This window comes from Rubripirellula lacrimiformis (genome assembly GCF_007741535.1).
Classification (GTDB): domain Bacteria; phylum Planctomycetota; class Planctomycetia; order Pirellulales; family Pirellulaceae; genus Rubripirellula; species Rubripirellula lacrimiformis.
On the sequence record NZ_CP036525.1, the window covers coordinates 126908 to 139759 of the forward strand.

Sequence of the window (12852 nt, forward strand, 5' to 3'; positions counted from 1 at the left end):
GTGCCACTTAGGCGAAACAGTCAAGGCCGGTTATTTGCGAGGGAAAGAGGGGCGGGTAGGCGCCGGGCTTTGCGGCTCGGTGATGTCGACGCCGGAGTCCCTCCGATCCAGGAATCGTCAGATTCGCCGAATGAAATCTTCGGCATAGCTGCGGACTTCGCTGCCGTTGAGTACGTGCACCATCCTGAGACGTTGGACCTGTTCGTCGCTGAACGAGCTAAGCGGGACATGGATCAGGTATTTCTTGTGCCGCCGCGCTAGTCGACGCCATCCCGGTCCCGGCGGCAAAGACGACAGCAGCGCGATTTCGCGACCACGGCTATGCAGGCATGCGGCGGCGATCAGGCGTTCTTCCAGCGTTTCGGCGTAGTCCAGCCGTGAATCTTGCCAGACATCAGGGATCACCACCGGAGGATACAAAAACATCGCTCCCCCATAAACGCTCATCCCGATCCCAGGGCCCACCATCTGGTCTTGGAAATGGGTCGCAAATAGGGCCAGGGTTGATTCGGTTTGGTGTTCGGCAAACCAAGTGGTCCGCCACGGATAATCGCGAGGATCGGCGGGGGAATCGAACAGCATTACGCAAGCATCCAGCATGCCGCGGCTTGGTGGGACCACCTTCACATAGATTTGCTTTTCGTACCAATGACGAAGCGTATCGCGAATATCGATTCCGTCTTTGACGCTGGTGGTGAACTTTTCCGTGACCGCAAGGTCGTTGCCGATGATGGCTTGGGCACGATCGAAAACGCGAGTCCGAAAGTCCTCGATCAGGTCGTCTTCGGGCGGATAACTGCATTGGCTATACGGGTTCCACTGGTACTTCCAACGATCTTTCTCCGAGGTGTCGGGGCGTCGCTGCAGACGCAGCGTGCACCAACTGATCGGTGGTCCCGGTAACCGGCTGACCAGCGGAACAACTTCCCCATCGGGCAATCTGGCTTGGTCGATTCCCAGCGTCACCTCGGGAACCATATCCAATGCTTCGCCACCGGTCTTGGCAGCCGTAGGGGATGCGTCTTGGTATTGGTTCGCCAGTTCAGCGACGTGCAATGCAAACTGGTCGCCCAAGATTTGTTTGGCGGCCGTCACGATCGTGATCAAGTCGGGCGTCATCCGGCGATGGATCAGGGACAGGTTGCGAATGTATTGCAGGCACTTCGAAAGGTGCAGCGGTGTGACCCGGCGGGCTCGGTTGCCAAGTTCCTTCTTGTACGAGTCGCGGGCGGCCAACAGCAGTTCTTTCACGCCATCGATTTGGATGTCGTCATCGTCTTCCAGTTCGGCGCGTGCCCGTTCGTGAAGCCCGGTGATGAACGGCAGTTCGCCAAACAGGAACATCAAGGTTCGCGGCTTCACGGGGTAGCGAGTCGGTTGGCAGACCTCCTCGTGCTCTGGACGCTGGATGGCTGCGGCCGAATCTGAATAGGAATCGTGCAGGTGCTGATAGGCTTCGCGAATCCATGGCCAATGCAAAACGCTGGTGACCAACAAAATTCGCTGATGCTTTTTTTCCAGTTCGGTCAAGCGAATCGCCATGTGAACCATGGAATCGCGAGTTTGCTGGTCCGGTGGTCGTGTGATGCTGGGCAGCACGGCTGCGGCGAACTTTTCGGGGGACACGTGCCGAACGGCAAACGGGTCGGGCATGACTGTCGCGTAAGGACGATATCGATCGGTTTCCAGATCGATGTACTCTCGGTGAATGCGTTCACCCATCGCGGCCCGCACCGCCATGATCACGCTCTGGCACGGATCCACCGGGACATAGCTGTACGGAACAACTTCATCATCATCCTGGTCGCTCTCGTTGTCCTGGTCTGATTCGGCAGACCAAGACGTCGATTCCCAGCTTTGACCAGGTGGCTGGAAATTTGCCATCGTTGGCTGAATGACAATCGATGGGGTCGGCAGGTCCAGGACGGCCTCTTCCACCGGCTGCTGAAACGACGGCGGCAACGGAACCGCGACACAGTCAAACGACTCTTCCAGCATCCAACGACGGACGGTCAACGCAAACTGGCCACTACCGTGAACCACCGGCAGGATTGCAATCCGAGGTCCGATTCGCAGCAATTCGGGAACCCGTGAGCTTTGTGAAAAAGTCATTCGGATTGGCCTTTAATGTGGTGAACCGCGAGAGTATATTTTCGGATCGTTTGCGGAGGATATGTTTATCGTCTTCCCCGTCGGTTGTGCCAACAGCACGTTTTTTATTTCCCCGGCGGATGCGGACCCAACGCAAACCCATTGTTGCGACCGTTCACAAAGTGAACCAGTCATTCTAAGCAAACGCAGGCGTCGATTGATGTCTGCGTTTTGCGTTGGTATCCGCAACATCGGTCGGGATGGCTAATGCGATGCGACGAAATCAACGGTCATTTGATTCGCCTGTTCGTCGTTCATCAGAAAGCTATGCAGGACAGGAACCACCTGCACTTGTTCGGCGCCCTGGAGCTTGGCCTCGTCCAAACTGACCACGAAATCACTGGAACCGTCCACTAGCGGATTCGCAATCGGGGCTTTGGAAACGTCGCCCGCGATGATCATGAATGGGAACGATGGCGTGCTTAATTTGGATTCAAAGTCCTTCCACTGCGGGCCCAATTCCAGTCCTCCCTTGCCGGTGACCCACCCATAGATTCCTGTGGGTGCCAATCGACGTGCAATCGCCGCGCCCTGGTTGGGCGGGCCAAGCATCACCATGCAGCGGCATCGCGGAAGCACCTTCGCTGGGTCGCCTGATCGTTCCAAGTCGGCGATCAGATGGCGGACGACAATGTTCCCCATGCTATGACCGACGAAACTGAACTGCGTGTCGGCCGGCATTCCTTCGACAACGTCTCGCAGCCCAGCGGCGTGATCGCCAATCGATGCTCGCGACGACGCATAAGAAAATCGAATGACGTTCGTGATGCCGGCCGCGTTGAACGCCGTCTCCAGCGGCTTCATCGAATGACGCGTCCGCATCAACCCGTGCAACAAAACAACGGTGTGGTTGGCGGGATCGGATTGCGATGGTTCGGTGGCGGATGTAGGTGTCGCGGCATCCTGAATCGATTTCGGTGGATGTTCGATGATCGGCGGTGGGACCAATCGATCCAATTCACTTTCGCAGGCTTCTTGCGTTCCCCAGGCTCTGCGGACATCCCCGGCGTCGATCAATCGCCAGTGACCAGTCCAAGCATGCTGTTGAATCCGGTATCCATTTCGGTAGGCATGGTCGGTCCACATTTGGGTACCGCCGCCTGTCTTGATCGGCAGATTGAATCGCTGGGCCATTTCGGGTTCGCTGGGCAAATCGACAACCGGTTCAGTGTTTTGCGTCTCAGTACTCTGCGACTGAAGGCTTTCCGGCTCAGCACTCTGCGTTGGGGGGCTTGGGGGGATCGCCCATCCGGGCTGTGCCAACAGTCCGCTAACCAGGGTAGTGGCTAGCGCCGCAGTGATTGCAAAGGTTAAACGTGTCATCAGCAGTCATTGAGGGGTAGCAAGAGTGGATCGGCGTTTCGGTGGTGGACCTCAACGGCGACTGGGAAATGTCGTTTCGCCATCGCAATGGGCCATAAAATACAGGTGCCCGCACGGCGCTTTGCAATGCGCTTGAAAATTGGCTGTTTCCTAGCAGGCCGGCATTCGGGCGCTAGCAGGCCGGCACCAGAGGTGCGTTTTAGTCCACCGGCGATGCCTGTCCGTTGATGGGCGGACACTTCCTTTTGGCTTCGTCCTGGCTAGTTCTTCGCCGCCCCAATCAGGCTTAGAAAGCTCTCTTCATCCAGTACGCGAATCGGGCTTCCGGCAGCTTGCATTTGCATCGCCTCGGCCTCGCTTGCATCCGCCGGTGACTGGGACTCGGGTTCGGTGCGGGGCGATTTGTTGTTCCCGATCACCAACAGGTCGGTCGATGCGTCGATGGCATTTCGGCACTGACCTCCCGAACGGGTCGCAAGCAACTCCGCATCGCAGTGGCTCAGACGCGACAGTCGTCCGCAGAACACGATGCTCATTCCTGCCAGTGGTCGAATGAACTCGGCGCGAACCATCAACCGTTGGATGTCGATCGTTTCATTGGGTTCGGATCGATGGGGGACCGGTGGATTCGCAGCGCTGGGGACGCTGGATCGACGGGCGGTGCCCGCGTGGTCGCGGCGGAACGCGGCAGAGGATTCACCGACCTTCGACGTTGCTGATCCCGATGCTGGTTGGTCCAAGTCCATCGGACTGGTTTGACCAGGATACAGGAACGGCAGCCCGGACGCGTTCTGATCGTTGATTGGGGCCGAACGGGTGATCGATGCTTTGCTGGATCGTGACGAGGTTGATCGGCGGCCCTTGATCGACGCTGATTTGGCGCCGCGGTATCCCCAGGACCCGGCACTGCCACGATGGATTCGCAGGTGTTTCTCCAGATCCTCCAACGACTCCGCTTCTCGGTCGATGCCCGCGGCCAGCAATACCTTGGCACAGGCAATCGAATCCTCCAAAGCATCGTGGTGCTTGAAACGAATCCCGAGCCATTCCGAAAGCGGTTTTAATCCGAATCGGGGGCGGTGCGGCCATGTTCGCCGTGCGATCGCACGAGTGCAGGTGAACGAAAGTTCCGGGATCGGAGTGCTGGCCTGACGCAGGCAAGCCATCAGCACGCCGATGTCAAAACTGGCGTTATGCGCCACCAAGCAGTCGTTGCCCAAGCGTTCGGCGATTTCAGGCCAGATGTCGCCAAATACCGGTTCATGTTGCACCTGGGCGGGGGTGATTCCATGGATATCGATATTGCCCGGGCTGAAATACAGCGGCTGAGGACGGATCATCCACATCGCCGAATCGACGATCTGACCACCGCGAACGACCACCGCAGCCAGCTGACAGGCGCTATCTCGCCGCCGATTCGCCGTTTCAAAATCGATGGCTGTGAAGTCAGCAGAGAAGTCCATCGCTCGCTATTCCCCCCGAAGGTGTGCAGCCTGTGGGTCAAACGCCTCTGCCCCAAGGTGCGATAAAACCCCCATGAAACGCAGCATTGTGTTGTTATTCGACCTAGACAGGCGTATCTTAGAACGTCCACGCAAGATGCGCATTCCTTTCGGGGGCCCTCTGGTGATCTTTTTTATTCAACCATCAGTGGGGATTTGGGTCCTGGCAAACAGGTCAGTGTCCAAGCCCGAATAGCGTTCGACTTTCATTATACCTTTTCCGTGTCTGCGATTGCGAGGACTCGTCATCTCGCTGATCCGTCGCAGGCGATGTCCTCATCCGCTTGATTGAAGATTGAAGCTCATGACTAAGCCTTCCCATCGTTTGAATCGTCAGCATCGAGACTCATCGGCCCGTTCACGCAGCCGTCGCCGACGAATGCTGGAGTCGCTGGAACCACGTTGCCTACTGGCTTCACTGTCCGGCGATGTCTTCATCGACTTTGACGGCAACGCGGTGCGAGGGACCTCTGAATTGGGGGCCGCCGATGTTCGTGTCTATTTGGACGCGAATGAAAACGCACAGTTTGACGATGGCGAACCTTTAACGACCACCAATCGACATGGGAGTTATCAGTTCACGGACTTGGATCCTGGTGACTACTCCGTTCGCATCATCGCGGATCCTGGTGACCAGACGGCACCGCGGGTGTATTTGGGAACCGGCTACACCAGCACAGGGGACGGGGGCGGCGTCAATCCGACTCAGTTGTTCGAGATGAGTGAAGACGGACGGGTCACTGCGATCGGTTCGCCGACCACAGACCGTATCCATGGGCTGGTTCGGACCAACGATGGATCATTGATCGGAATCAGCTATCTAACGGACTCGGTCTATTCAATCGATCCGGGAACCGGCCAAGAAACCGTACTGGCGCAGGCCGAACAAGACGTGATAGGCGGTCTGGCATACGACTCGCAAACGGACACGATCTATACGCTGGCCAGTGTCGGCGGTGCATTGCAGTTGAAGATCGTTGACGATCAGACGGGGTTGTTGGGTGACCCGGCACCGATCACTTCGGAACTGTTGGCGCTGAATTATGGCAGCACATTCTTTGACATCGATGTTTCGTCAGGATCGGTGACGGAAGTGCCGCGCCAAACGGGCAGCCCATTCGCCAGTACGATGGACCGCCGCAGTGATGGTGTCATCTTTGGTCTGCAGGGCAATGATCTGAAGCAGTTTTCGTTTTCTGCCGCAGGCTCGACCGCATCGACATCATCGACCTTGTCGTCGCCCATTGCAGCGATCAGTTTTGGTGCCGACGATCAACTGTTCGGCGTCAGCAGCAGTTCGGTGTTCCACACGATCGACGTCGCCACGGGGACGGTGAACGTCGGTGTGCCCATCACGTATAACAGCAAGTCGATTTCTGGGATCCAGGGATTCGACATTGGTCCCCATGGGACACACTATCTGGTTGACGCGACTTACCTGTACACATTCAATCCGTCGACCGGCGTGGCGACGCGTTCACCCGATCGTTCCTTTCCGCCCTTTTCGCCAATCTTCACGTCTTTGACGGCTGGTCCGGACGGCGAGTTGTTCGCCACACTGTTCAGCACGGATCACCCGGTTGCTCAGATTGATCCGTTAACCGGACGCGGCAGCTATCTGGCAACCGACCAGGCCAGTTCATCCTTTGCATCGATCGTCGCTGGCGGTGTCAGCGGTCCAACGCAAGGTCTTAGCGGATTTGGGAACGTCAGCGATCTGACATTTGACCCGGTCCGGAATCGTATCGTCGGTTTTGACAACAGCAGTGACCAGTTCTTTGAATTTTTGCCCAGTGGCGTCGGAACCGTGCTGGCCCGCACCGACCGTTCGCTTGATAGCTGGTCGTTGGCGTTCAATGGGACGGATTTTGTCATGTTCGATAATGGTGACGCGAACAAGACGTCCGTGATTACCGTCAACCCGGACACCGGCGCGACGTCAGCTGGTTTTCAAGCTGGGTCACGTATCCCGACCGAAGCCCTGTTCTTTGCCACACGCGGCGATGCCGCGCACCGGGTTACGGTTGCCGACATCGACGTCAATATCGAAACGCTTGATTTCGGGTTGGCACAGGCTCAATCCGTTGGTGTCTCGACGACCGACTATCCCATCGTCATTAGCGAATTGGTGTTGGAAACCAGTGGCGGCTTGGACCATATCAATCAATTGGTCGAGCTTCGCGGTGAACCCGATGGTCAACTCGGATCGAACACTTACTTTGTCGTCGTCAACGAATCCGATTCGAACCCCGGCATGATCCGTGAAATCATTGATCTTAGTGACCAGCCGCTGGGCCAGAATGGCTATTTGGTACTGACCCAAGCGGGCAGCCCCCATAGCGTCCACCCCAGCAGTGCACACCTGCAAGGGACCACCACGGGCTTTGGTGGGCTTCCAGGAGATCTGTTCTCTTCAAGCAATGCGCTCGTTCCACAGCTGGGCGGTGTGGGTTTCGAGCCCAGTGGCTATTTCCTGATCCAAGCCAATCAGCCGCCTGTCATCGGGGACGACATCGACGAAGACGATAATGGATTGGCAGACCCCGATGGTCTCCTAGCCGATTGGAACGTACTGGATTCGGTTTCGATTCACGCTGCTCCTCGAAGCGTTAGCCAAGCGTATGGGCAGATCCTGCTGGCTGAGCAAGAACTCGATGAAGATCCCACCACTCGAACGGTCGAGCCCGGAACGCCGATCGTCCTTGCTCGCGGATCCGGATACGCCGCTCGTGTTGGCGAATCGGTCGGGAGTGATGCAGATGATTGGATCGTGGGGACGCCGATTTCGTCGCTCACCGACCGCAGTGGCGAGAAACTGGAACTCTATGGCTTCGGAACTCAACTTCCGGAATCGAAGGTGTACCTGGAACGCGCCTTGGATCACTTCGGCGAGGCAAACTTTGTCGGGGGAGTCCGGGGAACGATCCAGAGCAATCCGGCGCTGGGCGATCTCGATCCGACTCAGCCCGTACCGCCGCCGACTCCGGCGGTGGGGGTCAGCGTTTTGGCGGATACCAACGGAAACCGTGTTCGCGATGTCCTCGATTTCAACGCGGATCCCGACTTGATCACCGGCCCCATCCTGGCCGGACTGATCGGAACTCCAGACCCATTTAGCCAGTTGGGTGTCATTCCGTTGACCCACGCCTTCCCTGGCGTGACCTTGTCGACCACAGGAAGCGATAATCAACCCATCAATTTCGAAGTCCAAGCTCAACGAGAATTGAGTCCATTCATATCTGGAACCAATTTTTTCTATTCGTACGAGGGGAACTTTGGATGGAATGACACTCGCCGGCTGCGAGTGGAATTCAATAATCCAGTTCGCGAAGTTTCGATCATGGCGATCGGCGCTCCATTGGGGAACCAGCCCCACTATGGTCGGTTGTCAGCCTACAACGCCAACGACGAACTAATCGGCACGGTGCTTAGCAACGCGATGCTTGGCGGTAACCGTCAATCGATTTCTGTCTCGTCCTCAAGCGACAATATCGCCTATGCGATTGCCTACGCTGACAACACCATCGATCCCAATGCCGCTGCGAACGGACGCTTTGATGGTTTCACCTATCGGCAGTCTGAAATTGCAGCGGTTACCGACGATCAGGGTGGCTATGAAATCAAGGGACTGTACCCGGGCCAGTACGACATCGTGATTTCCAACAATGCCTCCAATTCGTTGCTGGGACTGGATCCTCGCAGCATCGAGGTTATCAAATACGAAAATTTCGTTGTCAGTTCGTCAGCCCGCTTCAATAGTGCGCCAGGCGTTGAACCGGAGTATTCGTTTACCGTCAGCGAAACCGCCCCTGTGGGAACCTCCATCGGTGTGGTCGCCGTAGACGATCCCGATGGCCAACCGTTGACGGTTTCGATCGTGGGCGACAACCCGAGTGGTCTGGTGCTGGATCCAAGTACGGGCGAATTGCTAGTCGGTCCCAATTCGGTTCTTGATTTCGAAACCAACAACGTGATCACCCTGCGTGTTCAAGTCGACGACGGATTGGTGACGGCCGAAGCGACCGTGATTGTGAATTTGACCGATGCGAATGAAGCTCCTGTGGTGAACTCTGTCCCGTTTGTGGTTACCGAGGGCACACCTTCGGGGACCAGTTTGGGACAGGTCACCGCGATCGATTTGGATGAAGGTGCGACGCAGCAATTGACATACGAGATTGTCGGCGGGCCTAGCCAGAACGTGTTCACGATGGATCCACAGTCCGGAACGGTCACCCTGGTGGATGCTGGCGCGATCGATTTCGAGGTCGCTGGTGAACTTCGATTCACGGTTCGAGTCAGCGACAATTCGGTGCCGCCGATGTCGACCGAATTTGAACAGTTGGTCTGGATCGCCGACCAGAATGACCCACCCGCGGTCGCGACCACCCAAATCAACGTTCCCGAAAACACCGCTTCACGGTTCGTCGGTACGCTGGTCGCTAATGATCCGGATGCCAACCAGACGCACACCTTCGAACTGCTCGGTGGCACCGGACGCGACCTGTTCCTGGTGCGTCCCAACGGAACGGTCGAAGTGCGGCCTGGCGCAGTGATCGATTTCGAACAGGGCAGCCAGTACACGCTGCATGTGCGAACCATCGATAGCGGAGCCCCACCGTTGGCAAACGAAGCGACGGTCAATGTATCGATCATCGATGTGGACGAACTTCCCGAACTAGAAGTTGCCACGGCGACCCTTTCCGAAGGTGCGGTGGCCGGCGATTCGGTGATCACCCTGTCGGCAGTGGATCCTGATGGTGGCAATGTGCAAACCACGATCACAATGCTCTCTGGGCGCGATGCAAGTAATTTTCAGTTCGATCCCAATTCGGGATTATTGACGGTCGCACCCGGAGCGGTTCTGGATTTTGAAACCATGCCGATTCAAACCGTTGATTTTCAAATCGATTCCGTCGGTTCCGATGCGTCGAACCAGGTCCGTTTGCAGATTCAGTTGACCGATGCCAATGATGCCCCGCACATCACCACCAACCAAGTCGTGATCTCTGAACGGGCTCAATCCGGTGCATTCGCCGGGCGGATTCGTGGGATAGATCCAGACCGCGGCGATACAGTTACCTTCGCGATCACCGGTGGAAATGCCCAAGATCGATTCGTGATCGATGCGACGTCGGGAATCGTGCGAGTTGCCGAAGGTGCGTCCTTTGACGCCGACGTTGTGGCGGATCCGCTTTCGATCGAAGTTCAAGTTACCGATGACACCGGAGCGTCCAGTGTGCACGTCGTGCGTGTCGTGGTCAACGAAGTGAACGAGCCACCGATCTTCCGCTATGGACCGCCGGCGGTATCAAACGTGATCAGTGGTGAATTCTTCGAGATGCATATCCCGCACGACCAAGTGGTCGATCCCGAAGGCCGCGAGTTCACGATTGCAATCTTCGATCAACAGGGGACATTGCCATCGTGGTTGACCTACCATTCGGACACGCGGACGTTGTCGGGGTACGCCACGCCACAGACGGTGGGGCAGCAAACGTTGACCTTACGAGCGTTTGAACCGGGACCGTTGGAACTGCGAACCGATACGACGTTCGACTTGATTGTCTCGGCCGGTCAGCAACCGTTGACCAACAAACACGATCGATTGGACGTGGATGCAAGTAACGTCGTGTCGCCGCTGGATGCGTTGCGAGTGATCAACTACATCTCACGCTATGGCAGCGGTGCATCCGTGAACGATCCCCATCCGTTCGCTGGGTTCGTGGATGTGTCGGGCGATGGCATGGTCACCGCCTTTGACGCGCTGTTGATCTTGAATGGGTTGAAACAAGAATCATCGTCACCGGTTTCCGGCGAACAGATCGACGCGGTGCTGGATGATCGCGACGAAACCAACGATCATGCGATGGCAGAATACCTGTTGGAATCGTCGTTGTTCTAACGCTCCGTTCCGATTGGAACGTCGGATCTACCGCAGTGGATGTCGCCTAAAATCCCTGCGGATATGGACCATCATCCCAGCCCGCTGCCTTCCTGCACGGCGAATCCACGAAAAAAGCCAGCCGCCTGGATGGCGACTGGCTTCATTTCGAAGGTGTCTGGTCGGCACAGGCGACTAGGCCTGGAACGAGCTACCGCAACCGCAGCTTTTCACTGCATTGGGGTTTTCGAACGTGAAGCCTTGCTTCTCTAGGCTCTCGTACCAGTCGACGGTGGTTCCGTCCAAGTACAGGGCGCTTTTCTTGTCCACGACAACCGCGACGCCATGGTGGTCGTACTTGGTGTCGACTTTGTCATCGAAGCTATCGTCGAAATTCAGGGTATAGCTGAATCCGCTGCAACCGCCGGCTGCAATTCCGATCCGCAAAACCATGTCGTCGCCGAAGTTGTGCTCTTTTTGGAACCGCTTGACTTCTTCGGCGGCTCGTTCCGTCAATTTGACTGCCATCTTTGATTCGACCCTTCGTCTTGGACGATTTCGGTGAAGTTGTGTTTGTGAGGTAAACCGCCGCAAGGCGGGCACCGATTCACCCCTATGATATTCAGCTTAGCCACTCCGCGGCAAGCGCAAGCGTCTCCGATCCACCCTTTGCGTGTCAAAAGACCTGCGTTTTACCCGGTTTTTCGGGCAAAGCCTCGTTGATTCCATCATCCAAATGGTTCGACAATCGGGCGAGATTGGGGGGCATGCCCGAACGTGGGCGTGCCAATCGCCGGCTTTCGGCGTACAACGGAAGCAGCCCCAAGCATGCTGGGACCTAGGTTCAGCACCGTGATCGGGCTCTTTCCCGACGTCATTCCCTGCCCCCCCGACAGCGATCTTATGCGGCGAATCGGCACATTTTCTGACGAACCCTCCGCTCGGCAGTTCGCCGATTACCTGGCTTCCGAGTCGATCGACGCAACGATTGATAGCGATTCTGCGGATCCAGCGGATGACCCTTCGGCGGCCGGCCCATCGGTTTGGCACCTGTGGATCCGTCACGAAAATGACGTCGCCCGATCCAAAGAGGCGCTGACCGCCTTTCGTGCCAATCCGGAATCAGCCCAGTTCAAGGTCGACGTCCAACAACTGGTTTCGCCGGTGGCCGCAAATTCGTCGGCCGCCAAACAAACCGCCGATGTCGCAGCGGAGCCGGCGTCGACGGCACGCAAGCTGGCTCCTTCGGCCTCGCAGATTGCAGCGGACACTCAATTTCGGACCGATTCCGCCGACGATATTCTGTTGGCCGACGAAGTGCGTCAGCAGCGAACTCCCGTCACGATCGCCATCATCGTGCTATCGGTGATCATCAGTTTTACAACCAATTTTGGATCTCCACGCGGTTCTGCCAAACCAGGTGAACTTTCTCTGGAACAGCGTGTCTATCGTGAGTTGTCTTTTGTTGATCGGGACAGCTTCGATCAATCAGGCGGGAACCCATTTACGTCGATCGTCGATGGCCAAGTCTGGCGATGGGTGACACCGATGTTTCTTCACGGCGACGAGTTCCATTTGGCGTTCAACATGCTCGGGCTTTTTTTCTTGGGGAGCACGTTGGAACGACTGCAGGGTTCGTTTCGATTTCTGATTTTGGTCTTGGTGTCTCAAGTCGCTGGGATGCTGCTGCAAGTTTCCATACCGCCCTATGAATGGTTGCCAGCAACTTTACACGGGTCACCCTTTGCGATCGGCGCATCAGGTGCAGTGTATGGATTGTTTGGGTTCCTGTGGATTCGTCCGTTGATTGATCGCGACTACCCGATTCATCTGGATCCGATTGTTGTGGTCATGATGTTGGGATTTTTGGTGGCGTGCATGATGTCTTGGGTGCCCAACGTTGCCAACGGCGCTCACCTAGGTGGATTGCTCGGTGGCGTCGTGGTCGCGGTCGTCGGGTATATCCTCAGTCCGATCCAGGCGAAACCATAGCTG

The 12852-nt window shown here is 56.8% G+C and carries 6 protein-coding genes; 2 read left to right on the top strand and 4 right to left on the bottom strand.

Annotated features, from left to right (window positions below):
• Positions 1-117 precede the first annotated feature (117 nt).
• The 3 genes from K227x_RS00440 to K227x_RS00450 all read right to left on the bottom strand — a co-directional run bounded on the left by K227x_RS00440 (position 118) and on the right by K227x_RS00450 (position 4937).
• A complete protein-coding gene (locus K227x_RS00440) occupies positions 118-2112 on the bottom strand; it encodes a hypothetical protein (RefSeq protein ID WP_145167484.1) in 1995 nt (664 codons plus the stop codon).
• A gap of 243 nt (positions 2113-2355) precedes the next feature.
• Positions 2356-3474, bottom strand: coding sequence for an esterase/lipase family protein (locus K227x_RS00445; RefSeq protein WP_246146401.1), 1119 nt, complete (start codon positions 3472-3474; stop codon positions 2356-2358).
• 260 nt (positions 3475-3734) lie between these two features.
• Entirely contained in the window at positions 3735-4937 is a 1203-nt protein-coding gene (locus tag K227x_RS00450) for an exonuclease domain-containing protein (RefSeq protein WP_145167486.1), read from the bottom strand.
• A gap of 343 nt (positions 4938-5280) precedes the next feature.
• Between K227x_RS00450 and K227x_RS00455 the strand changes: the two genes are divergently transcribed.
• On the top strand, positions 5281-10878 hold the full coding sequence (locus K227x_RS00455) for a cadherin domain-containing protein (RefSeq protein WP_145167488.1): 5598 nt from the start codon (positions 5281-5283) through the stop codon (positions 10876-10878).
• Between the two features lie 174 nt (positions 10879-11052).
• Here K227x_RS00455 and K227x_RS00460 read toward each other — a convergent pair whose 3' ends face one another.
• Complete coding sequence (locus K227x_RS00460; RefSeq protein ID WP_145167490.1) at positions 11053-11385, bottom strand: HesB/IscA family protein; 333 nt, start codon at positions 11383-11385, stop codon at positions 11053-11055.
• A 300-nt stretch (positions 11386-11685) separates the two neighbouring features.
• On the opposite strand from K227x_RS00460, the gene K227x_RS00465 reads away from it, so the two are divergent.
• Positions 11686-12849, top strand: coding sequence for a rhomboid family intramembrane serine protease (locus tag K227x_RS00465; protein WP_145167492.1), 1164 nt, complete (start codon positions 11686-11688; stop codon positions 12847-12849).
• The last annotated feature ends 3 nt before the right edge of the window (positions 12850-12852 follow it).